Origin of the sequence: Trueperella sp. LYQ141 (assembly GCF_046599555.1) — a bacterium.
Taxonomy (GTDB): domain Bacteria; phylum Actinomycetota; class Actinomycetes; order Actinomycetales; family Actinomycetaceae; genus Trueperella.
The window spans coordinates 89,338-116,332 of record NZ_JBKIWQ010000002.1 but is presented as its reverse complement, the minus strand read 5'-3'; the positions used below and the strand labels follow the sequence as shown (position 1 = coordinate 116,332).

The 26,995-nt window shown below is 54.3% G+C and carries 18 protein-coding genes and 4 tRNA genes; 12 read left to right on the top strand and 10 right to left on the bottom strand.

Annotation, left to right across the window (positions count from 1 at the left end):
* Positions 1 to 78: 78 nt before the first annotated feature.
* Positions 79 to 3,843: a hypothetical protein gene (locus ACLHIJ_RS02695; protein WP_411298421.1), complete on the bottom strand. Its 3,765-nt coding sequence runs from the start codon at positions 3,841 to 3,843 to the stop codon at positions 79 to 81.
* Between the two features lie 236 nt (positions 3,844 to 4,079).
* Between ACLHIJ_RS02695 and ACLHIJ_RS02690 the strand changes: the two genes are divergently transcribed.
* Complete coding sequence (locus ACLHIJ_RS02690; RefSeq protein WP_411298420.1) at positions 4,080 to 4,277, top strand: hypothetical protein; 198 nt, start codon at positions 4,080 to 4,082, stop codon at positions 4,275 to 4,277.
* Between the two features lie 180 nt (positions 4,278 to 4,457).
* Here the strand turns inward: ACLHIJ_RS02690 and sepH are convergent, their stop codons facing one another.
* Positions 4,458 to 5,720, bottom strand: coding sequence for a septation protein SepH (gene sepH, locus ACLHIJ_RS02685; protein WP_411298419.1), 1,263 nt, complete (start codon positions 5,718 to 5,720; stop codon positions 4,458 to 4,460).
* A gap of 186 nt (positions 5,721 to 5,906) precedes the next feature.
* On the opposite strand from sepH, the gene ACLHIJ_RS02680 reads away from it, so the two are divergent.
* The 4 genes from ACLHIJ_RS02680 to ACLHIJ_RS02665 are packed head-to-tail and all read left to right on the top strand — an operon-like array spanning position 5,907 to position 7,787.
* Positions 5,907 to 6,206 (top strand): DUF4193 domain-containing protein, encoded by a 300-nt coding sequence (locus ACLHIJ_RS02680; RefSeq protein WP_411297378.1) that lies wholly within the window; start codon positions 5,907 to 5,909, stop codon positions 6,204 to 6,206.
* Positions 6,207 to 6,230: 24 nt separating this feature from the next.
* Positions 6,231 to 6,902, top strand: a complete 672-nt coding sequence (locus tag ACLHIJ_RS02675) for a DUF3710 domain-containing protein (RefSeq protein WP_411298418.1) — start codon at positions 6,231 to 6,233, stop codon at positions 6,900 to 6,902.
* Entirely contained in the window at positions 6,899 to 7,150 is a 252-nt protein-coding gene (locus ACLHIJ_RS02670; protein WP_411297380.1) for a hypothetical protein, read from the top strand. Before ACLHIJ_RS02675 ends, ACLHIJ_RS02670 begins: the two co-directional genes overlap by 4 nt.
* Positions 7,143 to 7,787 carry a DUF3159 domain-containing protein gene (locus ACLHIJ_RS02665; protein WP_411297381.1) on the top strand — a complete coding sequence of 215 codons (645 nt, stop codon included), beginning with the start codon at positions 7,143 to 7,145 and terminating at the stop codon, positions 7,785 to 7,787. Before ACLHIJ_RS02670 ends, ACLHIJ_RS02665 begins: the two co-directional genes overlap by 8 nt.
* On the opposite strand, the gene ACLHIJ_RS02660 is transcribed toward ACLHIJ_RS02665, so the two are convergent.
* Together ACLHIJ_RS02660 and ACLHIJ_RS02655 are read right to left on the bottom strand one after the other, a co-directional pair.
* Positions 7,741 to 8,487: a potassium channel family protein gene (locus ACLHIJ_RS02660; protein WP_411297382.1), complete on the bottom strand. Its 747-nt coding sequence runs from the start codon at positions 8,485 to 8,487 to the stop codon at positions 7,741 to 7,743. The genes ACLHIJ_RS02665 and ACLHIJ_RS02660 overlap by 47 nt on opposite strands.
* Entirely contained in the window at positions 8,484 to 9,152 is a 669-nt protein-coding gene (locus ACLHIJ_RS02655) for a potassium channel family protein (protein ID WP_411297383.1), read from the bottom strand. Before ACLHIJ_RS02655 ends, ACLHIJ_RS02660 begins: the two co-directional genes overlap by 4 nt.
* 46 nt (positions 9,153 to 9,198) lie before the next feature.
* On the opposite strand from ACLHIJ_RS02655, the gene ACLHIJ_RS02650 reads away from it, so the two are divergent.
* From ACLHIJ_RS02650 to dxs, 4 genes are all read left to right on the top strand, one after another.
* Positions 9,199 to 11,016 carry a hypothetical protein gene (locus ACLHIJ_RS02650; protein WP_411298417.1) on the top strand — a complete coding sequence of 606 codons (1,818 nt, stop codon included), beginning with the start codon at positions 9,199 to 9,201 and terminating at the stop codon, positions 11,014 to 11,016.
* 1 nt (position 11,017) lies between these two features.
* Positions 11,018 to 12,256, top strand: a complete 1,239-nt coding sequence (locus tag ACLHIJ_RS02645) for a class I SAM-dependent RNA methyltransferase (RefSeq protein ID WP_411297386.1) — start codon at positions 11,018 to 11,020, stop codon at positions 12,254 to 12,256.
* Positions 12,257 to 12,338: 82 nt separating this feature from the next.
* On the top strand, positions 12,339 to 15,062 hold the full coding sequence (gene acnA / locus ACLHIJ_RS02640; RefSeq protein WP_411297388.1) for an aconitate hydratase AcnA: 2,724 nt from the start codon (positions 12,339 to 12,341) through the stop codon (positions 15,060 to 15,062).
* Positions 15,063 to 15,274: 212 nt separating this feature from the next.
* Entirely contained in the window at positions 15,275 to 17,161 is a 1,887-nt protein-coding gene (dxs, locus tag ACLHIJ_RS02635; RefSeq protein WP_411298416.1) for a 1-deoxy-D-xylulose-5-phosphate synthase, read from the top strand.
* 305 nt (positions 17,162 to 17,466) lie between these two features.
* Here the strand turns inward: dxs and ACLHIJ_RS02630 are convergent, their stop codons facing one another.
* From ACLHIJ_RS02630 to ACLHIJ_RS02605, 6 genes are all read right to left on the bottom strand, one after another.
* Complete coding sequence (locus ACLHIJ_RS02630; RefSeq protein WP_411297390.1) at positions 17,467 to 18,666, bottom strand: ribonuclease D; 1,200 nt, start codon at positions 18,664 to 18,666, stop codon at positions 17,467 to 17,469.
* The gene (locus ACLHIJ_RS02625) at positions 18,663 to 19,244 is read right to left on the bottom strand and encodes a DUF3000 domain-containing protein (RefSeq protein WP_411297391.1); all 582 of its coding nucleotides are present in this window, start codon (positions 19,242 to 19,244) and stop codon (positions 18,663 to 18,665) included. Before ACLHIJ_RS02625 ends, ACLHIJ_RS02630 begins: the two co-directional genes overlap by 4 nt.
* Before the next feature lie 200 nt (positions 19,245 to 19,444).
* On the bottom strand, positions 19,445 to 21,268 hold the full coding sequence (gene treZ / locus ACLHIJ_RS02620; RefSeq protein ID WP_411298415.1) for a malto-oligosyltrehalose trehalohydrolase: 1,824 nt from the start codon (positions 21,266 to 21,268) through the stop codon (positions 19,445 to 19,447).
* Positions 21,265 to 23,757 carry a malto-oligosyltrehalose synthase gene (gene treY, locus ACLHIJ_RS02615; RefSeq protein WP_411298414.1) on the bottom strand — a complete coding sequence of 831 codons (2,493 nt, stop codon included), beginning with the start codon at positions 23,755 to 23,757 and terminating at the stop codon, positions 21,265 to 21,267. The genes treZ and treY overlap by 4 nt, the downstream gene beginning before the upstream one ends.
* Before the next feature lie 237 nt (positions 23,758 to 23,994).
* Positions 23,995 to 26,145 (bottom strand): glycogen debranching protein GlgX, encoded by a 2,151-nt coding sequence (gene glgX, locus ACLHIJ_RS02610; RefSeq protein ID WP_411297394.1) that lies wholly within the window; start codon positions 26,143 to 26,145, stop codon positions 23,995 to 23,997.
* 68 nt (positions 26,146 to 26,213) lie between these two features.
* A tRNA-Val gene (locus ACLHIJ_RS02605) sits at positions 26,214 to 26,288 on the bottom strand.
* 153 nt (positions 26,289 to 26,441) lie between these two features.
* Between ACLHIJ_RS02605 and ACLHIJ_RS02600 the strand changes: the two genes are divergently transcribed.
* The 3 genes from ACLHIJ_RS02600 to ACLHIJ_RS02590 all read left to right on the top strand — a co-directional run bounded on the left by ACLHIJ_RS02600 (position 26,442) and on the right by ACLHIJ_RS02590 (position 26,707).
* Positions 26,442 to 26,514 (top strand) — tRNA-Gly (locus ACLHIJ_RS02600).
* A gap of 41 nt (positions 26,515 to 26,555) precedes the next feature.
* Positions 26,556 to 26,626: transfer RNA gene (locus tag ACLHIJ_RS02595), tRNA-Cys, on the top strand.
* A gap of 9 nt (positions 26,627 to 26,635) precedes the next feature.
* Positions 26,636 to 26,707: transfer RNA gene (locus ACLHIJ_RS02590), tRNA-Val, on the top strand.
* Positions 26,708 to 26,995: the final 288 nt, after the last annotated feature.

The window sequence follows — 26,995 nt, the reverse complement described above, 5'->3', positions numbered from 1 at the left end:
GTATTTTCCAGTGAGGATAAGAGTGGGGTGTGAGAAACAGATAATCCGTTCCTCACACCCCACTTAGCGGAAATGCGGCTATGAACGGTGCCGGCGGCTAAGGATAGCCAGCGCAATGCCGCTGAGCGTGAGCATTACGGCTAAACCGATCGGTAGCTGAGCGCCGGTTAACGGCAACGCAGCAGCCCCACGATGTACCGCGGCTGGAAGAGTAGCGGGAGTAGCTGGCGGTGTAACTGGTTGCGGCGTCGCCGGAATAACTGCCGGTGCCGTTGCCGGAGTGACGTTGAACGTCAGCCAGCGATTCTTCGTATCTGCCACGCTCATCCACTGCTCACGCGGTGTCACGTCAGCGTCAATATCCGTGATGATGTGATGAGCTAACAGGTAGCGACCTGGTTCAATGTTAAGGCTGCCAAGAGTGACTTTCCAGGAGCCGGCAACCGTGTTATGGGCGATCACTCCAGGATCATCCTCGCGACTACCAGAGCCGGCACTGTTATCAGTATCGCAGGGGACGGCGGTGTTTGGAGTCGAGGCTGTAGCGTCGGCGGTACCGGCGATATAGCAGGCCGTGATGACGATTTCCCGTGATTGACCATCGGTATCTACTCGGGTAGCTGCGGTGGTCGAGCCATCAGGATTAATCCGTTCAAGACGGGTGACAACGCGATACTTCTCACCCGCAGCGAGATCGTAGTAGCTCAGGTCAGCGTCGATCTGATGCGTTCCACCGGCAACGGATATTTCAGCCTGCGGCTGTGACCCTGACTCTGCCGCAACAGCCGATACACCATCGACGAGCGTTTTAGCGGAGAAACGCGGCTCAATAACCCGAGTCAGTTCGAGGGGAACGGTGAGTTCCGTATCGGACGTGATCGTCGGATATTCGTAATCCATCGGCAGTGTATAGAAATACTGCTCTGGATTGCCTATCTCGTTGGGATACGAGGGCAAGGTGTAAGCCGGTTGACCGCCAGAAGCAACCATAATGTTCTCGGTTCCCACCTTTTGCCCGTGATAGACGTAGGTGACGGCAACTCGATACTGCGTCACAACCGGCTGTGGGGTATCCGGTGCAGGTTGAGCTTTCTTTACTAGTGGCACACTCAGTACTTGAGAAGCGGTAATCTCTGGATTCACCCATTGCGGATCTACCTGGTAGGTATCCGGATCAGGAACCGTGATGAGAGCCTTTTCCCCGTGTCGCACACTCTGAGGAGCATTATTAGTGCTGGGAACTTCCGTTGCCCCATACATGTACTTCACGGTGACGGTGTAGGTATAAGGCGTGAACGTGAGGGGAACAACGATTGTCTCAGAACTGCGAACGCTGAGATGGTTGTATTTATCCTCGTAGCTGTAGTTGCCGCTATTACTGGCTGGTGCAGCTACCGGAATGTGTGCCCCATACGGCAGGTCGAATTGATCTGTGGAGATATCGCGGTCGCCATCTCGGTAGACCACAGCCACGTGGTGGCGAGTCGGTTTCGTCTCGGCGGAGATGTTGCTTGCAGCAATACCTGTGCGCAGCGGAATCTGCACGGCGGTATCGCCATACACTGGCTTATCTGGGAGCTGATAGTCAGGATCGACAACGTAATATCTGTGTTCGCTTGCTTGTGGGTGTGCCGGCAGTTCGGCTGGCACAGTGATAATAGATCCGGCGGCCTGTTGGAAGGTGATAATATCGCCGATTTGCGTCTTTGTGAGGGCATCGACGTATCGAATCGTCACAGTTACTTTTTCGGCTGCCGTTGGGGAGCACGGAATAATGACGCGCTCATCCTTGGTGACGTTCTTCGGCATGGTAACTGTTGCGTCTTTACTGACGCCATATCCATCGGGAAGAACGAGATCGTATTTGGCGTCCGATCCGTGCGTTACAGTGATCTGATCAGTCTTTAGCTCTTTGCCGTTTTCATCTTGATAGACGAAAGTAACCTGGTACTTCTTTTTCTCCACGGCAATAGTGTTGACGGTATTTGCCGTCAACTTTCCGGGAGTCCCGACGTATTGATACCCCTGCGGGAGCTTGGAATCATCGAGAACGATGGGTGTTGATCCCTCAGAAGGCTTTGATTGAATGGCGTACTCTGCGACCGTTGTTCCGGCTTCAACGAGTTTGACGTAGGTCGTGTAATAAATAGGAACTCGATTGAGTCGGATCGTATAGGTTTGCGGAGCATTCAGCGTGGCGGTGTCTGGCGTTGGCAAGTTGCCACTGTAGCTGTAGGAGTAATCAGGGTTGGTGCTCTTAGGCAGTTCCGGAGGGGTGAATTGGCTACCGACTTTCACCATGTATTCATTGCGAGCTACCTCTTGATTACCATCAGTGAAGACGTACGTCACCGGATATGCTCGTTCCTGGACGACGATAACGCGGTGCTCACCAACCTGCAGGGGAGCAACCTCGCCTACCGGCGTGTAATCGCCAAGATAGGTGCTTGGGGAGAGCGCTTTGAGTTCATCTGCCGTTTTTGCGAGCGCCTTCTTCGAAACGGTTTTACCGTCTTGGGTACGCAGCTCGACCGTCGTCAGAGCGATCATGCCAGCATGTGCAATATTGGGATCTTGGTATCCTTGACCCTTATCAAAACCGCGGCGCTTTCCAACGCTAAATCCGTCAATATCAATGTATTTATCTTCAAAGAAAGATTTGGAACCGTGACCGTTAGCTGAGCTATCTAAGGTCTTTGCACCTTCAAATGCGCCGGTAATATTCGTAACGGAATCGTTAGCCGTGCGATAGTGCAATGATCCCATTTCTTGGGTGATGACGTCGCCAACCGCTTGATAGGCGCACATCCAATCGGATGAGGTGCATCGAATTTTCGGGGCGTTGAAGGTATAAGCCCGACGGAACTCGGAGTTGTACTTTTGCCCTGGTTCGTCAATCCGATAGTCTTTGAAATTCTTGTGGTACACAGGCGAGCCATATTTTTCGCCCAGGGATCGAACGGTAAAGATCTGCGTTAAGAAACCACCGAGAGAGTGGCCGGTAACGTAGACATTCGGGTAGCGGTTGCTGAAGATCTCATCGGCAAGGTTTTGGGCGTCGTATCCTTGTCTCGGCCATGCGCCCAAGGCCAAAGCGGCATCGCTACCGAGATCGCCTTTATTCCCGTCAGTTCCGCGGATGGCAACCATGTGTGTGGAGTTGCCCTGTAAGAAGGGATAGAGCTTGTTGCTGAAAGCATATAGCTGGGCGTCGAAGGAATCCTTTTGGTTGTGCCAGGTTTTGACGACATCCCAGTAAGGAGTGAGCTCCAGACGCATGACTCCATATTCGGAGTTATCTTCGTACCAATCCTTTTCCGAGTAATTGGAGGCGGGATCAAAGAGATTGCGCAGGTAGATATCGTCACGATAAGCAACTCGCTGGAACATGATAGCGTCGCGAGTTTGCACATCCCACATAAGCGGATGAGCGTCGGCTTTATCAGTGATTCCATCACCATCGGTATCGGCAAGAAGCGGATGTGAGGTGTAGGCGTAACACAGCTCGCCGTCTTTTGTGAATGTACCTAACTCGTCTTTGTTAGCAATACCATCGCCATCATCATCTGCATCGGGTTGGAGCGGAGCGTGATTGACGAGGAGACGATCAACGAGGCCGTTGCGGTCGTTACCGCACCAATGCACCTCGCCATCGACAATCTTTTGTGCGCTTTGCGCCGTCAGCGGCTCGACTGTGGGCTCGGCAGCGTGAGCAGGGGCTTGACCCATGCCAAATACCGAGCCGCTGAGCATTAATGCACTAACGAGTCCGAAAATTCCAGCGCGGCGAACGAAATATGACGTGGACATACTCTGCTCGCTACCTGAAGAAAAAACAACCATGTGTGTCAGCCTTACTCACCGAACGTGGATAAAGTGGAAAACTGTTCATCTCATCATACGAGAAAACACGGAAATCAACAACCGCGATAGTGTTGAATTATTCGCTTTATATTGCGGAAAAGTCGCAGTTCAAAGCGGTTGTGAATCCTGTGAAAGAATGAGTGTAGTCACACCTGAAATGTGTTCGGTTTTGGGGCATATCTAATGTCGGAAACTGCCTCGAAAAATTACAGAAAATGAATATTGTTTCGAGATATTTTCGCGGTAGTGCCCAGGAAGATGGTGAGAGGGAAGATGGTGAGAGGGAAGACGGTGAGAGGGAAGACGGTGAGAGGGAAGACGGTGAGAGGGAAGACGGTGAGAGGGAAGACGGTGAGAGGGAAGACGGTGAGAGGGAAGACGGTGAGAGGGAAAATACGCGTGGCAGCAGCTAGGCAGGGATATTAACTAGGTAGGGCTCATCAGGCGAACGGAATACGCGAGTGAAGTAGACGTAACCACTCGGAGGAAAACTGCAAAAGGAAGAAACAGAAAAGAAAATCCCCTGGAAAGAGAACGCACAAAACGCAATCAATATGGCGGAGAAAACCTAGCGTTCCCTAAACGAAGCGATGCTAGCGATCCTCGCGATCTGAGCGTGCTTGCCCATAGACGATTTCATCAAAGGTCGGCAGGGCTGGACGGGAGCGGCGTTTCTTTGCGGGCTTCTTCGTCTTTTCTGGCGCGACGACATCTAAACCAGGCAAGGCTTCCTCGGCTGATTCCGGCGCAGAGGAAGCAGAATCAGCTTTTACTGCAGGTTCGGTGTTATGCAGGGAGGCCTCTGGCGAAGATACTGATGGCACACTGATTGCGGTGACGGCGCGCGGCCCAACGCGATGTGCATCATCATTTTCCCCTGAGATAGATGCTCCTGAGGTGGCGTCAGCAGCTAACGCGGAATCCGGGGTATCGCTTGGCGAATCATTCTCATAGGAATCCTGCAGCGCAGACGATCCAGAAATGGCATGCCCCACCCCAGTTGTGCTCCCCATCGTCGGGAAACTGAGAATATCGGCACCTGCGGAGGATTCGGCAGAACTGCTCGTCTCATTGTGTGACGCAGGAGAAGACGCAGAGGGATCCGTCAGAAACGGCATGGGCTGGGCAGTGCCACGACGAGAATTCAACGCATCCAACATGAGGTCAATATCAACCGGCGTTCCGGCTGCTGCGGGATGGGCGTCGATAGCGGTGTGTAATTTACGCCGACCGCGGGCATCATCGCCGGAATCGGCACTCATAGCCGGAGTATTGACGGGGCGCCACGGTGAAGTGGGAGCAGGAATTTGTGTTTCGGTCAGCCAGATAGCTTCGTCATTTGCTGCGTTGACTGTGCGGGAACGAAGATTGACTCGCCACAAGGCGGTGTGCTCCTTATCGCCACATATATAGCGGGCCACAAGCATCCACGGTTCTTCTTCCTTGCGGTAGGCATCCCAGGAAATATCGGATTCTGCGACATCGCGGGCAACCAGTCGAGATACCACCAGCTCCTCTAACGTCATATCGCCCAATTCCCGCCCTTGGCGAAATCCTCTGGCCATTTCTGCAGTGTACATTCGCTCCCGAATAATAGGGTTCGCCAGGGATGCAACACGCGAAGCCGGATAGGAAGAGATTTCGGACACTTCGGTGACGGATAAGCCAGCGCGGATATGCGCCTGAACCTCCCGAATACTCATTGGGTGAGGCTCCGCGGCGTCTGTTACCTCAATATCTGTGCGCAAAGCGGCACGCAATTTATCGGTGATAGGGAGAAGATAGCGATTACCCTCGGAGTCGTTCAGTGCAAGCATCCCATTGTCTTGCAAACCCAACAGCTCTAACTCCACCATGTGTCCTCCTCGGCGTTCCTCTCCAGAGTGCCATTAATAGCACAATTTGTCAGCGGATCTTTCGGGCGTGTTTGAGTTTCTGCCGGCCATTGTGACGTCCGACTCGCGAGATTCATCGTCTCACCTTGTATAAATCGGCAACCTTTGGTACAAAGACGGTGAACATTGTCTATTGGGAGTTAACTCATGGCTACAGACTACGATGCGCCACGTAAGCAAGACGAAGATCTGAAAGAAGATTCGCTCACGCAACTGAAGGCTCGTAATACGGATCATCAGTCCAGCTCAGTCGATGAAGACGAGGTTGAAGCTGCTGAAGGTTTCGAGCTCCCGGGTGCGGATTTATCGGATCAAGAACTTTCCGTGGCAGTCATTCCGGCGCAAGATGATGAATTTACCTGCTCGCAGTGCTTTTTAGTGCATCATCGTTCCCAGCTTGCCTATGAAGAAAATGGATTGCCAGTGTGCGCCGATTGCGCATCCTGACGTCCTTGCTAAGAGGTGCTGAGTATGGGTTGGTTTTCGCGTAAGACGAATTCCGGTGATGACGCGTCCCGTAACGGGCAGGCAGCGCAAGATTTGACACAAGCAGATCTGGTGCGCGATCAGTTGGCACAATCCGCAGAACATGATCTCGGTGTGCGGGCGAATGGTCCATTCGATGAGTCTGAGGTGGATGGGATCGGCGAACGCCTCGATGCTGGATCGCTGTGGATCCCGTTGATCCCTGAGGCTCAAGTGCAGTTCACGGGGGATCGGCGTACCGGCCAGCTACTAGGTCTGGTTTATGCCATCGACGGATCTGCGCTGCAAATTCAGGCTTTTGCGGCACCGCGTTCGCGCGGGTTATGGGATGCGGTTCGCGGGGATATTATGACCTCCATCGCGAGCCAAGGGGGAACCTCGCAGGTAGTTGAGGGGGAGTTCGGGCCAGAATTGCACGCTCGGATGCCCGTTCCGGATAGCACCTCTCTCGCCCCACACAGATTCATCGGTATTGACGGTCCACGTTGGCTACTGCGCGCTACCCTGTACGGCAAGGCCGGTGGGGACGATGAGGCAGCCCACGAGCTGCTGGAGATCGTTCGTCAGGTTGTGGTGGCGCGCGGGCAGAGTCCACATCCGCCACGGGAGCTCCTTCCACTATCCGTTCCGCAACCGGCTAAGCGCGAACGCTCATGACCCGTCGGATCAGCGCGACGGGCGTGGTTCGCTCGATTACCTATCCGGGAATCGGGCAGACGCCACGGGTGCTAGTCCATCTTCAGATTGGTAGCGAGATCGTCGTGCTGTATTTCATGTCTCGTCGCGATCTACATTGCCTCGATATTGGCAGCAAAGTTCGGGTGCGAGGGGCATTGCAACGGGTACATGGGGTACCCACGGTTTTCAATCCAGTATTTCGGGTTGTCGAGGAGCGCGATGAGTGAGCAGAGCACCGGCATACGAGCGGCTTTAGCGGAAGATTTCCATGTTCTCGATGCGCTTGGTGGATGGCGGGGGATTATTGAATCCTCCGTGCCGACTCTTATCTTCCTCATCATGTATGCGTGCCGCTGCTCCCTGGCCCTATGCTTGCTGGTTTCCGTCGGGGCAGCAGTAGCCGGAATCGTGGTGCGCGCTATCCAGCGTATTACGGTGCTACCTGCCATTGGTGGGCTCATTGCGATTGCGGTTTCTGCGGTGATCGCATGGAAGAGCGGTCAATCGGCTAATTTCTTCGTTACAGGTTTGCTGACGAATATCGGCTACGGGATTGCCCTCGCCCTTTCACTTCTGATTCGCTGGCCAGCCTTAGGCGTCCTCATTGGGTTTTTACGCTCAGAAGGCACGGCGTGGCGCACAGATCCGGCGCAACGCGTTTTGCGTCGGCGCTACTATCAGGTCACATGGATGTGGCTCTTGCTTTTCCTGGTGCGTATTGCCGTTCAAGGGCCGTTATATCTCGCCCATGCCACCCAAGCTCTCGGCATCGCCCGTCTCTTCATGGGGATGCCGTTATTTGCCTTGGTTGCCTGGTTTACGTGGCTGATGGTTCGTTCGGTACCTCAGGGGCAGCAACATTAGTCGGTGTGGCGGCATTTAGCAGTTCCCGCATCTGCTGCAGGGCCTCCTGGCGTGCTTCGCGTTGCTCGTGATCGTTAAGCTGATAGCCGCGCACAATAAACATGAGGTGATCCTCACCCTCGATTGTGACATCTGGGGTGGCGGTAATAGGGATCTCGTCACGAATAATCGCACACATGACAATATCTGGATGAAACTCGATCTCGCTGAGCATCTTGCCCACCATCACGGCTCGTGGGTGGACGGTTCCCTGGTAAAGGTAGGCGTTTGCGTCAAGGCGTAACCGGCGCACAATGCGACCAGTTGAAATGGATTCCTCAATGATCTCAGACATGATCTGCGGAGTGGAAACTGCGACATCGACCCCCCATGTCTCGTCAAATAACCAAGTATTCGCCGGATTTGAGACGCGAGCGATCACTCGGGGTACGCCGAATTCAGTTTTGCACAGCAAAGACATAACGAGATTGGCTTTATCGTCGCCAGTGGTGGCAACAACGACGTCGGCGTCATCAACTCCGGCCGTATTGAGCACTGATAGCTCACAGGCGTCGCCCATGATCCAATCAGCCTCAGGAACGGAGGCAACGCGCATGCCCTCTGGCTTGTGGTCAATGAGTACTACGTCGTGTCCTTGTTCGATCATGGATCGGGCGATAGAGCGGCCGACGGATCCGGCTCCAGCGATAACGAGCTTCACAGCGTCTCCTTCTCACAGGGGTGGTTCATAGTTCGCTGGATTGCCGTGGCTTTAGCCAGCGGGGCAATAAAACGCAATTCATCCCCATCTTGTAGCACGCTATCGGCATGTGGCACCACGAGTTTGACGTTGCGAGTCAGATATGCGACGCGCGCACCTGCGAGGCGTTCAATAGTGGCAATATTCTTGCCGTACCAGGACGGATCGACGTCTACATAGAACAGGGCGGCGCCTGTTGCCGAATCGACGTGCTCCACGTGCGGGCCAATCGGGATGAGATTGCGCATTACCTGATCGGCAGTCCACGCTGCTGGAGCGACGACGGAAATTCCCATCCGTTGATAGATGCTGGCGCGCGAGGAGTCGTAGATACGTGCGACGACACGTTCGACACCGTAGAGTTCGCGAACTACTCGCGCCGCAATGATATTTGAGTTATCTCCGTTCGATACCGCGGCAAAAGCAAAGGCATCTTCTATTCCGGCTTGCCGCAGAGCACCGCGGTCAAATCCGAGGCCGGTGACCTGTTGGCCGGGGAAATCGTCGGGAAGACGGTTGAAAGCGACAGGGTTTTGGTCGATGACGGATACGGAGTGTCCGCGATCGACGAGATTCGTTGCGAGTGCTGAGCCGACACGGCCGCAGCCCATAATGACAAAATGCACGCTACAGACGCTACCGCAATCGGCAATAAAGCGTAACCTAAAACATGTGTCAAAATTCCGTTCAGTGGTGTTAGGTGCCGATAAGGTCCGTTCTGTATCCCGATCGACCTCGGTAGTGGTTATCGCATTATGTACCGTCATGGTGCCGCAAATTATCCTGCGCGCCGTGTCATATTCGGTAGCTGGGCCAGCAATGGCTATCGGTTTTTTTGCTGCCGTGATTTCCCTCGCGATGAGCATGATCTCTGTGCGTTTGCTGTTTACAGAAGTCCCGCGTCGTTCCTCACATCAGCTTGCTGAGCGCCATATCGACCATTGGGCCGGATTGATTGTGTCGGCAGCCCGTATTCTCGGCTATGCCCTCATCATTATTCTGGGGGTGGAAATCGCCGTCACCTCATTTAACTCTGTTGTCAACGTCTCGTGGTCTATTGCTATTGAGCCAGCGATCATCATTGCGATTGCGGTGATCGTATTCAGCGGGCGGTTGGCTTTGCATACGCGACCGATCATTATCTTGAGCTTTCTCGCGCTGCTGGGGCTGAGTATTGTTCTGGGATATGCCATGATCCAGGAACTCGTCGGGGGAGTGAACTTTGAAGAGATTCGCTCGGCTCGGGAAAATGCGTTAAATACGCAGGTGAATATGGGGCGCTACCATCCTTTCGTGGAGGCAGCTCTCGGTGGGGCGATGGTTGGAGCGGTGACGATTTTCGTCTCAGAACGTATCCTCAGCCCGCACGATCATCGGCGCATTGTTCCGCGCACCTTACTAAAGGCAATGGTTCCGGCAGTCATATTGATTGCGGTGACGCTGTATTTCGTTACGGCATTGCGTATGCCTGGTCGTCGTGTGGCGATTCCCTCTTTGTCAATGGCGGTTGCTTTCTTTGGGCGAGCTGGTCAAATCGTATTGGTGGTGCTCTACATCGTTTTAGGCTTGCTGGCGGCGTATTCAGCCTATCGCCAGTTGCCACGTCTGTTGCGAGAATTAGCAATTGACGGTTTGCTGCCGCGTCGTTTGGCGGCAAAAGATGCGGTGCGTCCGCGTCGTATGATTGTGGCACTTATTGGCTTGCTGGCAGCAGCGGTGACTTTCGTTTTGGACTCGACGCGCTCTCATGCGGTGGTATTCGTCTTTACCGTCTTTATCATGCAGGCATTTACTGCAGTGGCAATGATTTCGCGGTCAAAGGCGATCCTCAACGAATCTACGGATGCGAGCAAACGGCATCGAGCAATTGCCCTGACGTGGGTATTTCGCGGTTTCTTTGTGCTGAGCCTGGTGGTGCTGGCAGCCGTGTGTTATGCCCAACCGTTCTGGGCGGCTTCCGGGATTGTCTCCCTGTGTGTTCCGGTGTTGTTCTTACTAGTCTATTCGCGGGGGCAGCGCAAGGTGAATACTCGTTTGGAGCTAGCAAATCGGGGGAGTTTGACCCCATTGCCGACCCGAGTTCACGGTGTTGTTCTCATTGATCGGGTGGATCAAGCCTCGTTGCGTGCGGTGACGTGGGCGCGTTCTTTCCGCTTTTCTTCGCTCACCGCAGTCTGCGTCGATGTTGATCCCACTCAGACCCGTCAAATTCGCCAGGCCTGGCAGCAGGCGCAAGTGCCGGTTGATCTGACTATTTTGGGAGAGCCGAAAGGGGCGGTGCGCCGTCCGGTTATTGCTTACGTCCGCGAGCGATTGCGGCTACATCCGGGGGATGTTGTGACGGTTTTTATTCCGCGTGTGATTGCCACAGGGTCGTGGGAGCAATTCTTTGTTCGACATTCCACGCCGCGGATTATCAACGATTTGCGGTTTGAACCAGGTGTGACAGTGTGCGAGGTTCCGTACCGTCTGCGTGGTCAGGGGGAGTGACGTGCGCGTAACAGTAGGGGATATTGGCCACGGCGGGGTGTGCGTTGCTCGGTTAGCGGCAGACGAGGAGACGATGGGAACGCAGGGGCGCGTGATGTTTGTGCGCGGTGCGATTCCTGGCGAAGACGTCGAGGTCCAGGTCACGAAGAAAAAGCGGGCCTATTGGGAAGCGAATGTTGTTGACGTCTATACGCCTAGCCCGCATCGTCGTATTCCGTTCTGGGCGCAGGGTGCGGTGGGAGTAACTGGTGCGGCAGATTTTTCGCACATCGAGATCTCCTATCAGCGGCAATTAAAATCTCAGGTTATCGATCACGTCATTGATCGTATTGGGGGCGCTCGGCTGCGCGAACAGATTGGTTCTTCGGGCGTGCCAGTGTTAGCAGTAGACGATGGTGACGGTTGGCATACACGTACTCGTATTGATCTGACGAAGTGCCCGACGGGGATGGGGATGACCTTAGAGCGCTCGCACGATGTGACTCCTATTGCGCATATGCCGATGGCGGATTCTCGCCTGGATTCACTAGATCTGTTTGGGGCGGCATGGGATACGGATATTCCGACGAAGATGCGAGTTCGCGCGGTTCAGCCGGCACTGGGGGATCCCGTGCTATGCGTGGGGGATGAGGTGTTTAGCGCTCCGGGGAAGCGAGCTCATACGCATATTACTGAGGCGGTACATACCCGTTATGGGGATGTGACGTATCGAGTTCATGCACGTAACTTCTGGCAGGTCCATCACCATGCGCCAGAGGCGTTAATGGAGGCAGTGCTCGCCCCAGCGGGTATTGAGCCCGAGATGAATGTGGTGGAGCTGTATTCCGGTTCGGGGCTGTTTTCTGTGCCGATTGCTGTGCGCCTTGGAGAGCGCGGGGTGCTGCACACGTATGAAGGAGCAGAGCAGGCCGTTACGGATGCTCGAGAGAATCTACGCGCCTACCCCTGGGCGCAGGCGCATTGCCAACGCTTAGAGGTGGGCTTATCTGATCTAGTCGCTGATGCCGAGGTGGTGATTGCTGATCCGTCCCGCAGCGGTTTAGGCGTGGGAATAGCGGGTGAATTAGCACGGTGTCCGGCTGAACATGTGGTGTTAGTTTCCTGTGATCCTGCGTCAATGGCCCGAGACGTGGCAGAATTACTCTCATGTGGGAGATATCTCGAAAGCATTGTCGCTTACGATATTTTCCCGCACACCCATCATGTGGAAATTGTGAGTGTGCTTCGCCGGTTACGGTAAACACGCTTCTTTCCATAAGTGATAGACATGACCACTGCCAACTGGTATCTTGATGTCAAGATAATCGCGTGATTGGAGAGAAATGAGCATCGATAGTTTCGCGGCGAAATCGACCCTCGAAGTTGCGGGTCGGACCTACGAAATCTTCCGGCTCGATGCCGTATCAGGCACCGAAAAGCTGCCATACTCGCTCAAGATTTTGGCAGAGAATTTGTTGCGTACCGAAGATGGTGCAAACGTAACAGCCCAGCAGATTACCGCCTTAGCTAGCTGGGATCCAGCGGCAGAGCCTGAGCATGAGATTCAGTTCACTCCGGCTCGCGTCGTTATGCAAGACTTCACCGGCGTTCCCTGCGTAGTTGATCTTGCCACTATGCGCGAAGCTGTGACAGATCTTGGTGGCGATCCAGATACCATCAACCCCCTTAATCCGGCAGAACTCGTCATAGATCATTCGGTCCAGATTGACGTATTCGGCACTCCACGAGCCTACGAGCAGAACATGGACATCGAATACCAGCGCAACCAGGAACGCTACCAGTTCCTGCGCTGGGGGCAGACGGCCTTTGAGAATTTCAAAGTCGTTCCCCCAGGGACGGGTATCGTCCACCAGGTCAACATCGAATACCTCGCCCGAGTGACGATGGCGCAGGAAAATAATGGCGTCCTCCAGGCTTATCCCGATACCTGTGTGGGGACCGATTCCCATACGACGATGGTCAATGGCCTAGGCGTTCTCGGCTGGGGAGTGGGCGGCATCGAAGCCGAGGCGGCCATGTTGGGCCAGCCGGTTTCCATGCTGATTCCACGGGTTGTCGGCTTCAAACTCACCGGATCAATCCCACCTGGCTCCACAGCAACTGACGTGGTTTTGACGATCACTCAGATGCTGCGCGAACACGGAGTTGTCGGCAAATTCGTTGAATTCTACGGTGACGGCGTGGGAGCAGTGCCACTGGCTAATCGCGCCACTATCGGCAATATGTCCCCAGAATTTGGCTCCACAGCGGCGATCTTCCCGATTGATGACGTCACCTTGGATTACCTGCGCCTGACTGGACGCTCTGAAGAGGATATTGCTTTAGTAGAGGCATACTGCAAGACCCAAGGCTTGTGGCATGATCCGTCAGTAGAAGTCGAATACTCTGAATATTTGGAGCTGGATCTATCTACCGTCGTGCCCTCAATTGCAGGCCCGAAGCGCCCACAAGATCGTATTGAACTGGCAAAGGCCAAAGAGTCTTTCCGAGATGTTTTACCGACGTATGCTCCGGCACCTGAGCAAAGCTCATGCGGCTGCGGGGGAGATACCACAGATTCCCGAGCACATCGCCGCACGCCGGTCACTCTGGCTGACGGTACCCAGACGGAACTCGATCATGGTGCGGTAGCTATTGCCTCCATCACCTCGTGTACGAACACCTCGAATCCGTCGGTGATGATGGCCGCCGCCCTGCTAGCTCGCAATGCCAATGCTCGCGGGTTGAAGCCGAAGCCGTGGGTCAAGACCTCAATGGCCCCCGGATCACAGGTCGTGACGGACTACTACGAGAAAGCGGGTCTGTGGCCAGATCTCAATGCCTTAGGCTTCAATCTCGTCGGCTACGGATGTACCACCTGTATTGGAAACTCTGGCCCACTGCCGCAAGAAGTCTCAGATGCCGTCAACGCCAATGATCTGGCTGTCGTCTCCGTCCTATCTGGAAATCGAAACTTTGAAGGTCGGATTAACCCGGACGTCAAGATGAACTATCTGGCCTCCCCGCCTCTGGTGATCGCCTATGCTTTGGCCGGCACGATGGATTTCGATTTTGAACGCGAGCCGCTCGGTCAGGATCCTGATGGTAACGATGTTTACCTAGCAGATATTTGGCCAGATGCTGAGCAGGTTCAGGCCGTGATCGATGAATCTGTATCCCGCGAAATGTTTGAATCCTCGTATTCTAACGTCTTTGCTGGTGATGAGCGTTGGCGAGCACTGGAAACTCCGCAAGGGTCTACCTTCGAATGGGACGGAAACTCTACCTATGTGCGTAAGCCACCGTACTTTGACGGCATGACGATGGAGCTCACCCCGCTCAGTGATATTTCCGGTGCGCGGGTGCTTGCTAAACTTGGGGATTCGGTCACCACCGACCATATCTCTCCGGCTGGTGCTATCAAGCCAGATTCTCCGGCTGGCCGATACCTAACCGAGCATGGAATCGATCGTAAGGATTTCAACTCTTATGGATCACGTCGAGGCAACCACGAGGTAATGATTCGTGGAACCTTTGCAAATATCCGACTGCGTAACCAGCTTCTCGACGGAGTTGAAGGCGGATTCACGAAGAACTTCCTCACAGGCAATCAGGAAGCCATCTACGATGCCTCCCAGGAATATCAGCAGGCAGGAGTGCCACTTATCGTCCTCGCTGGCAAGGAATACGGATCTGGTTCTTCGCGCGATTGGGCGGCAAAGGGCACTGCTTTGCTCGGGGTGAAGGCAGTTATTACGGAGTCCTTCGAGCGGATTCACCGTTCTAACCTCATTGGAATGGGTGTGTTGCCTCTGCAGTTCCCAGCCGGTCAGAATGCCGATTCGCTTGGTCTAGACGGTACGGAAACCTTCGACATCACCGGCATAACGGAGTTGAATGAGGGGCGCACGCCAAAGACGGTTCACGTTCGGGCTACGGCAGCAGACGGAGGCGTTACGGAATTCGACGCTGTCGTTCGCATTGACACGCCTGGAGAAGCGGATTACTTCCGCAATGGGGGTATCTTGCAGTACGTATTGCGTAATCTTGCCCGACGCGCTGAGTAACGCTAACGGCAGATAGTGCGAATCGCTATCACATATTGATAGGCGGGTGGGGTGCTCGGTATGGGCAGTGCCCCACCCGTCGTCATTTATTCCTCGTCCCACTGATATGAAGCTCGCCAGTGTTAGAAATATTCCGTTGTGATTGGGGCGCTGAACTAACGCGGGTATGGGCAAGGTGGTAGTGTATCGGCAGATAGAATAAAGGAGAGTGCGTGTTCCTCGAGCAGATACACAGCCCAAAAGATTTATCGGCGCTTAGCCCGCGGCAGATGGCGACGCTTGCCCGAGAAATCCGTGAATTTTTGGTCGAAAATGTCGCCAAAACTGGCGGTCATCTGGGGCCGAATTTGGGAGTTGTCGAACTGACGATTGCACTCCATCGGGTTTTTGATTCTCCGCAAGATACGATCATCTGGGATACCGGCCACCAATCCTACGTTCACAAAATCCTCACTGGGCGCCACGACTTCACAAAATTGCGTCAGGAAGGCGGGCTGTCAGGATACCCCTCACGCGCTGAATCGGAATACGACGTCGTGGAGAATTCGCATGCCTCCACCGCATTATCCTGGGCAGACGGCCTATCGCGTGCTCGGCAATTAACCTCAGATCCTTCCCGGGTTGTCGCGGTGATTGGGGATGGGGCAATGACGGGCGGAATGGCCTGGGAAGCGTTGAATAATATCGCTGAAGATAAGGAACGGCCGCTGGTTATTGTGCTCAACGATAACGGTCGTTCGTATGCGCCGACGGTTGGTGGGATTGTGCGCCGCCTAGATCCGGTTCGCCGTCTCGACGCGCTACGAGTCAATCGAGAATATGAACAGTTCCTGAATTGGGGTAAACGCACGCTACATGGTGCGGGACTGCCTGGGCAGTTGACCTACGATGCATTGCACGGTCTGAAAAAGGGGCTGAAAGACGTCTTCTTTGACGCTGGAATCTTTGATTCTTTGGGATTGAAATATATCGGGCCGGTTGATGGGCATCATATTGGTTCCTTGATTGAGGCCTTCCAGATGGCGAAAAAATTTGGTGGTCCGGTTGTTGTTCACGCGATTACGGAAAAAGGTCGCGGGTATAAGCCGGCAGAGTCTCATGTGCCCGATAGATTCCATGCGGTAGGGCGTATTCATCCGGAAACCGGTTTACCGATTGAACCATCTCGTTTTGGGTGGACGTCAATCTTCGCTGAAGAGGTTTGCGCTGCAGCCCGTGCGGATCAATCTCTTGTTGGGATCACTGCGGCGATGTTGGAGCCCGTCGGATTGGCTCCAATGCGGGAAGAATTTCCCCAGCGGGTCATTGACGTCGGTATCGCGGAGCAACATGCATGCACAATGGCTGCTGGTCTCGCATACGGCGGTTATCATCCGGTTCTGGCCTTGTATGCCACTTTTATGAATCGGGGATTTGACCAGCTCCTTATGGATATTGCGTTACATAATGCGCCGGTGACGATCTGTTTGGATAGGGCGGGTATTACTGGCGATGACGGGGCCTCGCATAATGGTATGTGGGATCTGTCGCTGGCGGCTATGATCCCACATGTGCAGGTTGCCGTCCCGCGTGATGAAGAGCGAATGCGCGAGCAACTGCGTCGTTCGTTTGCAACCAATGGCCCGACGCTAGTGCGTTATCCGAAGGGATCGGTGCCGGATAGTTTGCCAGCAGCTCGTCGAATTGGCGATGTGGATATTCTGCGCGAACAGGGCGATCCGGCGCGTCGGCCGATCCTGCTGGTGGGAATTGGGCCAATGGCTCATACGGTTGTTGAAGCTGCTGAGCAGCTACCAGATGAGACTCTCTGTGTGGTAGATCCATGCTGGCCGTTACCTATCAGTGCTGAACTTTGTGATCTCGCTCGACGGGCTGCTGGTGTGGTGGTGCTGGAAGATGGGCTGATCGAAGGAGGCGTCGGCGCGGCCTTACATAATGCTTTGATTCAGTTCCAATGTGATGTGCCGATGCGTATATGTGGTATTTCTCGTCATTTCCTGAACCATGCAAAACGAGACGCGATTTTGGAATACGAGGGGATGGCTGTGGCAGATGTCATTGCCGCAGTGCACAGTCTACGGGCAGGAAGCCCTGCCTAATTCACTGTAAGTGGCGTGATCGGGTGGCAGGTATCGCATACCTCTTAGCTGGCCCAAAATGATATGGCGCTAAAACGTTCTAGCGGGCTGTTATTGTGCCTAGAAATCGCCCCAGGTGTAAGAAAAGCCAGTGGGGTCGAATCCTGGGCGGCTGGCAGTATGCGCAGGTACATAGCTGATATAGGTGCTATTGGGTATAGCTCTAGCGGTAAGGATACAAACGGCGTCGATAATGGCAAAGGCTGGGAATGGGCAGCATATTAGCTCCACCCCAAACGAGGAGGTGTAGCGGAGCTGCCGGTGGATTATGCGCTGTGCATTGCGTGCAGAATTGGCTGGACTACTTCGTTAATCTGCCACGGACGCGCGCCATATTCTTGCAGCACATCACGTAACTCTGCTTCGGAATGCCATCCAACCCAGGCAGTGAGCCGCTGAATCTCTGGTTTAAGGAGGACACTTTGGTCAATCCCGAGCTTTTCGGCATGGGCAATCACTGCGGGGCGTAAAATCTCCCAACGTTTTGCCGCCTGCGGATGCGTCTTTGGCCAGCGCGTGATCGGCGGATAGGCTTTTGCCTTATCGTGATAATCGCGTTCCGGTAGCTCATGGGTGGGCAAGCGCCAGGCAGTTTCGATGGCAGCCCACCATTGGGGGATATAACGTTGGCGCATACGAGGGCGTAATAACGGGCAGGTCGTAACGTCTTGTCGAGATCGAGGTTTGCGTCGAGCAAGTTCGGCTAGCACATCCGAGGGGACGATTTTACTGGGGGCAATATCGCGTTTTTGCGCCAGACGATCGCGGGTATTCCACAGCTCCCGAAGCATAGCTAGGGAACGTTGATCTCGCAGATGGGTACGTCGGGCTGCCTTACGCCAGGGCTGGGCGGCAGAGGGCGTCGGTTTGCGGGTGCGTATCTCCTCGCATTCTTCTTCAAACCAGGTGAAGCGTCCGGCTTCATGTAGCTGCTGGGTGAGAATATCGCGCAATTCGTGCAGGAGCTCAACGTCAAGGGCCGCATAATTCAATTCTTCGGCGGATAAGGGGCGTTGTGACCAATCTGCGGTGGCGTGCTCTTTTGCTAGTTTTAACTGCAGTAGCTCCACTCCTAGGGCTTGTAACGAGATATGTTCTCGGCCGAGGAGTTTGGCTGCCATCGCCGTATCGAATACCTTTTCTGGGAATAACCCCAATTCATGCAAGCAAGATAGATCTTGATCGGCGGCATGTAAAATCCACTCAGTTTTCATAACCTCGGCAAGGCCTACGAGCCGATCTTCGATTCCCACTGGATCAATGAGGAATGTTCCAGCTCCTGGGCGGCGTAACTGGATGAGATATGCGCGAGCGGAATAGCGAATCCCCATAGCACGTTCGGTATCAACGGCAATCGGTCCAGTACCGGCAGCCAGCCGCTGCACTGCCTGGTCAATATCATCGTGGGTTAATCCGACGGGGCCATCGCGCGGCTCTAAAAGCGGGCGTACATGTGCTGAGGTCAAATCTTATCCACCCGACGAGGTAGGCTGACGACGGATTCGCTCCACGGCCCTAGCCCAGCTAAAGTGGCAGCGAAGTTCGCCCATGCGTGTAAATGTTCGGTGAGATAGATAGTTCCTGGCGTCCACGATGCCCGCAGCTCCAGATCGACTCGCGAGCTATTGAGATGTAATCCGCCGAAGGTTTCGTTAAATACGCGGGTGACTGTGCCGTTGAGTGAATGGTAAGAGACTTGAGCGTCTAATTCATCTACTAACCATGACCATGCGACTTCTCCTAAAAGCGGGTCGTCACCCATTTCAGCGTCCATAGGAGCCTGAGCGTGGATAACGATTCGGAATGTTCCGTTCCAGGCTTCCTGACCGTCGGGGTCATGTAAAACAACGAATTTGGCTGAACCACGGAAATGATCGGGGTCGCGCTGTGCCGAATCGTTCACTTCTGCTTGTAAAGCTACCGCCCAGGGAGCAATGCGCGTTGGCCCAGGCATCTGGGCGATATGCAATTCGGGGCGGAAGGTTTGCCCTTTGAGGGATTCTAGGGCGGTGACGAAATCCGCAGGAGGTCCTTGCTGGTTCACCCTTTGACTGTATCGAGATATGTCGTCTTTCCGAAGATGGCGCGCCGATAGCGAGGCAAGCGTGATAGAAACCGTATTTTTGCTGGCAGTGCCGTGCGGAAAACAGACTCGCCAACGCGCTCGGCGCAACGATCTATTCGGCAAGAACGAATCCGTCAGCCCAGATGCGCAAAGAAAGAAATATAGCTATCTAGAGTGCGTTATCCCCAGATGGCGACATTCGGCGCCGACATGGAAACCTGTGGATCCCCAAGAGTGTTATGTGAGATATGCATGGCGGATTCGTCCCAGGCAAGCAGGAGCTCCTTACCGGCAATAGGCGGCGTAATATCAGTGTGCCCAGTAAGAGAAAAGACGATAACAACCGATCCACGTTCCATCCATCCTGATGGTGGAGCGCCATAGCGCGGTTTTGGCTCAGTATCGCCTTCGTGCGCAGGCGGCTCAACAAAGACACATCGGGTACGAGAGCGATCTCCGCTTGCAATATCTGCTACGGACGCGCGCAACCGAATAAGATCACGGACGAAATCATACATTCGGCGGTGATCCGTCAGCTCTAACTCAGACCAGTCCAATAAGGAAGAGATAAAGGTCTGTTCGTCTTGTGGATCAGCGGTGGCTAGAGGAACATCGGTTAAAGATATATCTGGATAGACGTCAGCCAAATCCCACTGAGCAAATTCGGCCATACGACCATCTTTAATACCTGCCCCCAGCTCAGGGCCGTGGTCAGTGAAATAGTGGAAAGGACGTTTCGTCGCCCATTCCTCGCCCATGAACAGCATCGGGGTGTAATGCGAAAGGAGGATCAGCGCTCGCGAAACAGCAACCTGTCCAAGAGCTAGCCGCTGCGTGGGACGATCACACAACAGGCGGTTGCCAACTTGGTCATGATTTTCGTCAAAGGCCATGAAGCAATGCCCACTGATCTCAGCCGGGATGGGGCGACCGCGTGAGGCACTGGGAAAAGCGAGCTCTTGCCCGATACGCACAAAACCGTTCTCAAAAGCGGCGCGCATTGCCTGCGGATCAACGTAGTCCTGATAGTAGGCGTTGTGCTCTCCGGTGAGCCATACGTGCAGTGCATGATGAATGTCATCTGTCCACTGCAGATCCATGCCTAAACCGCCCTGGGTAGTGGGCGTAATCATCGCAGGATCATTCGCTTCAGTTTCCGCAGTCAAGGTGATCCGTCGGTCTAACTCAACGGATAATTCATTCATTTCCTGGGAAAGCTGAGCGAGAAAATGCGGCTCGGAGGAGTCAATAAGGTAATGTGCAGCGTCAATACGCAGAGAATCAATGTGATAATCCCGCACCCACTGGCGAGCATTATCTAAGAAATACCGACGAACTTCTTCGCTGTTGTGGCCATCCAGATTAACGGCTAACCCCCACGGGGTGTGGTGAGCGTCAGTGAAATAGGGGCCGAATTGAGCCAAATAATTCCCATCTGGCCCCAGATGGTTGTATACCACGTCCAGGCATACAGATAGCTGACGTTCATGTGCGGCATTAACGAAAGCGACGAGATCTTCGGGTGCGCCATAGGGATGATGGATAGCGAAGATGGATACCCCGTCATACCCCCAGCCGCGCTTACCTGGCATAGGGGGGATGGGCATAAGCTGCACCACATCCACGCCAAGATCACGCAGATAATCCAAACGATTGATGGCAGCTCGAAGCGTCCCCTCAGGGGTGAAGGCTCCAACATGTAATTCGTAGTAGATTGCGCCGTGCAGATCACGTCCATGCCAATGCGCGTCTGTCCATTGAAACGTATCTGGATCAACAGCTTGTGACGGACCATGTGCCCCGTATGGCTGGCACATAGAGCGAGGATCCGGCAGGGGCATACCGCCATCAAGATGGACGTAGTATTGCTGCCCATGAGGCAATCCCTCGGCAAGTTCGAACACCCCAGCACCACAGCTATGTAAGGCGCGATGCTGGCCGGTATCGCATAGTTCTACCGTCACTTCGTGGGCGTGCGGTGCCCAAATTCGCAGAGCTTTCATGAAATGCGCTCGCATACTGCTGCCGAGAACCGACCAAGTAGATCGGCAATAGGATGAGTGCCGCCGGAGAATTCCTCGTCGGTGAGTACATTGCGCCATTGACCCTCGGGCAAAACGACGCTGTGCGTGGCTAAGGCTGGGTCATTCTGACGCAGCGCAACGGTAATCAGGCCCGGTGTTTGGTCGTACATTCGAGCGAATGCGAGAGCATATCCAGTGGAAACCGGCAGCGGCTCATATCCGGCGTGTAGGAGTTGCGGTGTGCGGGCGCGCAACTGAGCAAGGCGGGAGGTGACCCAGAGTTTTTCTTCGTCAATACTGGGGTGAGCGGGTAAGCCGTCGCTCTCTAGGCGAGCGAGAAGCTGCTGTAGGGAGGCGAAATCTACTGGGCGGCGATTATCCGGATCGACCAGTGAAGTCTGAGTGATTTCTTCCCCCTGGTAAATATCTGGAACGCCAACCATCGTCATGTGCAGAGCCTTTTGGGCCACGATCATCGCCCGTGCTCCTGGTTCAATGCGATTCATAAAATCCGCTAGCAACTCGCGTATTTCAGGGGATTCCACGGCAGTTTGTGCGTAGGTGAGCAGGGTCTGTTCGGCATTGGAATTCGGTTGCGTCCAGGTGGTCCACGTTTTTTGTTCGCGAGCAGCCTTCAACAGATACGCTGATAGTCGATCAAAGGGGATAGGCGCGTTATCTCGCCAGGTACCGATGATGGTTTGCCACATGAGCATTTCAATTTGCCCATCAATCTCGTTGCGCTCTTCGTCATTGAGTAGGCGACGCATACGCCCAAGGAGGCTCAGCCATTCGTCGTGATGATGAGAAAGCTGTGCGATATATGCGCGGACGTCTTCGCAACGTTTGGTGTCATGCGTGGTGAGTGTCGTCATGGATACTGGCCAGGTGCGCAGTTGTTGTTGCTGGAATGCATGGAAATCATCTGGTGAGATCGTCGGGGTATCAGGGCCGGCGCCGACTTCGTTCGCTGAGGTTAGCGCGGTGTAACGGTAGAAAGTCGTATCTTCTACGCCTTTTGCCATGACGGCTCCGCATACTTGCTGGAAGCGGATAATTGCTTCATTGCGGGCGGCTTCATGGGTGCGCCCAGCCGATCCGATTTCATTACCGAGAAGAATATCGACGACAACTTCCAGGGTTTCTAAATGATCGGCTTCTAGTTCTTGTGCGGCTCGTTCGGCGCAGGAACGCACAACTCGTTCCTCGTTGGGATGGGGGCGTTCTTTGGGAACGACGTAGGCGCGGTAGCGATCCATGTGGATGACTAATTCGGTGACGACATTATGTATTGCACGATAGGTGTGGTCACGTAGTCGGACATCGCTATGGCAGATCTCAGCGAGGAGAGTTGCCAGCCTATCGACCTCGGCAAATAGTGAGGTTTCGACGATCTGCCGTTTCGCGGCGATCTCCATATTGGTCAGTGTTTCTGTAGATTGTGATAGCTCAACGTAGCTCTGTGTTAATGCTGCTAGCCCTGCCGGATCGGTGAATAATCCTTGCAGGCGCATGAGTGCGTCATATCCGGTTGTGCCGGCGCAGGGCCAATCAGAGGGGAGGACTTCGTCAGTGCCGAGGATCTTTTCGGCCACCGTCCATACCTGCCCGGTTGCTTGTGCTAGATTGCGCAGATACTCGCGGGGATCTGCCAGTCCATCAGGATGGTCGATTCGTAGCGCATCGATATAGCCGCGGTTGACCAGATCGATGATGAGCGCGTGAGATTGCGCGAAAACCTCCGGATTTTCGACGTTAATAGCCGCGAGCGTATCGACGTCAAAAAATCGTCGATAATTCAGCTCTTCGTTGGCAACTCGCCAATAAGCTAGCCGGTAGAACTGGGCATCCAGCATCTGTGCGATGGGTAAGGATTCTGTGCCGCGTCGGATGGGGAATACGTGGTCGCCGTAGCGGATAACATGGCTCGGTTCAGATTCTCCGGGGATGACGATGGAATCCGTGAAAATATCGCCATTCGTTAAAACTTTGCCGATACGATCTGCGAGAACCGGCATGAGTAGCCCGTCGCCTGCATCGGATAGCTCAATATCAAACCACGAGAAGTAAAGGGAGTCGTGCCCATCACGCAGGAGCGACCACAGCGCGCGATTATGGTACAGCGGGGTAGGGACGGCCATGTGATTAGGCACAATATCGACGATGAGGTGCATTCCGGCGTGGTGGATTGCGTCGGCTGCTGCTTCAAATCCTTCTTGCCCACCTAGTTCGGTAGAGATACGCCCATGATCGACCACGTCGTAGCCGTGTGTGGAACCAGGAGCAGCCTGCAAGATCGGGGAGAAAAAGACGTCAGTCACCCCTAATGCGCGCAGGTAGGGAACAATCGCTTGGGCGTCGTGGAAAGTGAAGGACGGGGAAAGCTGAATACGGTAGCTCGTTACCGGCTGATGTCGATTAGCTGGAGGGACGTGCGGATGGTTAGGTATAGCAGTATGTGATTCCATTAGTGATAACACTCCTTGACAGCGTATCTCCACTCTATCGGCTTTTGGCGGCAGCGGGGAACGCACCGAGAGCGGGGCGAGTGGAAGAAAACAACGTAATGCGTGCTTAAATCAGATCGCTGCTGCGGTGCGTAGGCCGGTTGGGGCATGGAGAATCTGCGGTGGGATCGTGCCGGTAATGGCGGGATCCCTATCTCGATTTTTCCTGGACGTATGAGGCAAAGACGCAGATCATATTCATGCCGTGAGGGAATTACTATCGGCTAGGACGGGATCTTCGGCGCGCGAACGCATCAAGATGGTGACGGAATGTGCCCGGACCGGAAAAATATCGCCACTGGCGTATTCGTCACCGCTTAGCTCCTCCGACGTGGTGGTGAGCACTGTAGTCCAGGTGGCAGCCTCGGAGCTTGGCGGGATCGTAAAATCAAGATCCTCTTCCGAGGCGTTGTAGGCGAGGAAGAAATCATCGTCAACAACGGGGTTGCCACGATGATCTGGTTCAGCGATCCGTGCACCGTTCAAGAACACCATGACCGAGCGAGCGAACCAGGTGTCCCAGTTTTCCTCTGCCATTTCTTCGCCGTTGTTCATGTACCACATGATGTCGCCTTGCTCGGAGGCGCCACCGCGTCCGGCGTCGCCCTTAAAGAATCGGCGACGCCGGAATACCGGATGTTCGCGCCGAAGCTGAATGAGGCGTTGAACGAAGCGATGTAGTTCTGCCGCCTCGCTATTTGCCTCCCAATGCACCCACGAGATCTCACTATCCTGGCAGTACGTATTGTTATTTCCCCCTTGGGTGCGGCCGAGCTCGTCACCATGAGAAATCATGGGCACACCTTGCGAGGTCAGCAAAGTGGTAAAGAAGTTCTTTATTTGCCGCAGGCGGAGTTCAGTGATGCGGGGATCATCGGTTGGGCCTTCAACGCCATGATTCCAGGATCTGTTGTGCGATTCTCCGTCTGCCCCGCCTTCGCCATTCGCGTCGTTGTGTTTATTGTTGTAAGACACTAGATCACGCAGGGTAAAACCGTCATGTGCGGTGATGAAGTTGATGGAGGCAAAGGGTCGCCGACCAGAGTGTGCATACAGATCTGAGGATCCGGTTAACCGGCTAGCGAATCCGGATAGTACCGAGGGCTCGCCCCGCCAGAAATCTCGCATAGTATCGCGATAGCTACCATTCCATTCTGACCATAATGGCGGGAATTCACCGACGTTATAGCCACCTTCGCCGACGTCCCAGGGCTCAGCAATCAGCTTCACCTGCGAGATGATTGGATCTTGCTGGATAATGTCGAAGAAGGATGACAGCTTATCGACGGCATGTAGTTCCCGAGCCAGCGTAGAAGCTAGGTCGAAGCGGAAGCCATCCACATGCATGTCAACGACCCAATAACGTAGGGAATCCATAATGAGCTGCAAGGAATGGGGAGAGGACATGTTGAGCGAATTGCCCGTGCCGGTGGTATCAAAATAGTGAGCCTTATCGTTGTCAACGAGCCGATAGTAGGCGGCGTTATCGATGCCTCGGAACGATAGGGTCGGCCCCATGTGATTGCCTTCAGCGGTGTGGTTGTAAACCACGTCGAGAATGACCTCAATATCCGCTTCATGATAGGCCTTGACCATCGCTTTGAATTCTTCTACTTGAGATCCGCGCTCTCCAGAAGATGAATAGCTGTTATGTGGGGCAAAGAATCCGATGGTGTTATAACCCCAATAATTGGACAGCCCGCGTTCAAGCAGTGATGTGTCGTTAACGAATTGATGGATTGGCATGAGCTCTAATGCGCTGATCCCGAGATCTTTGAGGTAGTTGACCATCTGCGGGTGAGCCATCCCCAGGTATGTGCCGCGCAGCTCATCGGGAATATCGGGGTGTAACTGCGTCATCCCTTTCAGATGGGCTTCATAGATGACGGAGTTGTGATACTCGTGCTGAGGTGGGCGGTCGTGCCCCCAATCGAAGAAGGGATTGACTACGACGGAGAGCATGGTGTGGCCGAGGGAATCTTCTTCGGCGCGCTCCTGTGGGGCAAAGAAGTTGTAGGAGAAATTCGCTTGGTGGTTCTCTACGTGCCCTTCGATTGCTTTTGCGTAGGGATCAAGGAGGATTTTAGACGGATCGCAACGGTGCCCGTTTGCCGGGTCGTAGGGGCCGTAAACGCGGAACCCGTAGCGTTGTCCGGGGCGGATTCCTGGCAGATAACAGTGCCAGACGTAGGCATCGACTTCGCGTAGCTCAACGCGGGTTTCTTGCAGGTCGTCATCAACTAGGCACAACTCGATCCGGTCTGCCACGGAGGAGAAGATCGCAAAGTTTGTTCCGGTGCCATCGAAGGTCGCACCGAGGGGATACGGTTTTCCAGGCCAAATTTCCATACTGATAGGCTCTCATGAATAGCGGTGAATGAGTGAGAAGTTATTGCAAAATGCAAAGATGAAAAATGTGGTGGGCGATACTGGGATCGAACCAGTGACCTCTTCCGTGTGAAGGAAGCGCGCTACCGCTGCGCTAATCGCCCGCTAAATATTGCACATGTATGCCCAATGAGGATAGCTGAGAGGACGCGTCTAGCGCAAATAAAACTAGACGTGGCGCAGGTCATGTTTTTCGATTAGACAACGGGCGCTCCGGCTGGCTATATTAGTCAAGCGTTCGAACTGAAAGAACGAATGCGGATGTAGCTCAGTTGGTAGAGCGTCACCTTGCCAAGGTGAAGGTCGCGGGTCCGAGCCCCGTCATCCGCTCGACGGCCACAGTGTGGTCCATGCGATCCGCACTAACCCGCGGTGGGTTGGCCGAGAGGAGAGGCAGCGGCCTGCAAAGCCGTATACACGGGTTCGAATCCCGTACCCACCTCGAAAGTCCGGGCGATTGGCGCAGCGGTAGCGCGCTTCCTTGACACGGAAGAGGTCACTGGTTCGATCCCAGTATCGCCCACTAGATATCCCTCGATATGTCGGGGGATTTTTTGTTTGCCTTTTGTTCTGGTCTGGTAGCCAGACCCTACCAGACCCCTGGGGCTAAAACCCGCCCGCGCACAATGTTCTATAACCCCCCAAATGCCCTGTAGCCCTCTGCCCATACAAAATGGGGTTATAGGGCAGAAATGTGTTGCTCTGACAAATGTTTGTGGGATATAGGGCACGAGGTGTTGCTATTTTGAGTTATAGGACACGAGGTGTTGCTATTTTCGGCTTTCGTTGGCCTGGTGCGGGAAAGTCGGTG

Bases quoted from the DNA above. Each gene is read 5' to 3' on its own strand.
- acnA (WP_411297388.1), top strand. From the start codon at position 12,339: ATGAGCATCGATAGTTTCGCGGCGAAATCGACCCTCGAAGTTGCGGGT.
- treZ (WP_411298415.1), bottom strand. From the start codon at position 21,268: ATGAAAGCTCTGCGAATTTGGGCACCGCACGCCCACGAAGTGACGGTA.
- treY (WP_411298414.1), bottom strand. From the start codon at position 23,757: ATGGAATCACATACTGCTATACCTAACCATCCGCACGTCCCTCCAGCT.
- sepH (WP_411298419.1), bottom strand. From the start codon at position 5,720: ATGGTGGAGTTAGAGCTGTTGGGTTTGCAAGACAATGGGATGCTTGCA.
- ACLHIJ_RS02695 (WP_411298421.1), bottom strand. From the start codon at position 3,843: ATGGTTGTTTTTTCTTCAGGTAGCGAGCAGAGTATGTCCACGTCATAT.
- ACLHIJ_RS02680 (WP_411297378.1), top strand. From the start codon at position 5,907: ATGGCTACAGACTACGATGCGCCACGTAAGCAAGACGAAGATCTGAAA.
- ACLHIJ_RS02665 (WP_411297381.1), top strand. From the start codon at position 7,143: ATGAGTGAGCAGAGCACCGGCATACGAGCGGCTTTAGCGGAAGATTTC.
- ACLHIJ_RS02675 (WP_411298418.1), top strand. From the start codon at position 6,231: ATGGGTTGGTTTTCGCGTAAGACGAATTCCGGTGATGACGCGTCCCGT.
- ACLHIJ_RS02690 (WP_411298420.1), top strand. From the start codon at position 4,080: ATGAATATTGTTTCGAGATATTTTCGCGGTAGTGCCCAGGAAGATGGT.
- ACLHIJ_RS02670 (WP_411297380.1), top strand. From the start codon at position 6,899: ATGACCCGTCGGATCAGCGCGACGGGCGTGGTTCGCTCGATTACCTAT.
- glgX (WP_411297394.1), bottom strand. From the start codon at position 26,145: ATGGAAATTTGGCCTGGAAAACCGTATCCCCTCGGTGCGACCTTCGAT.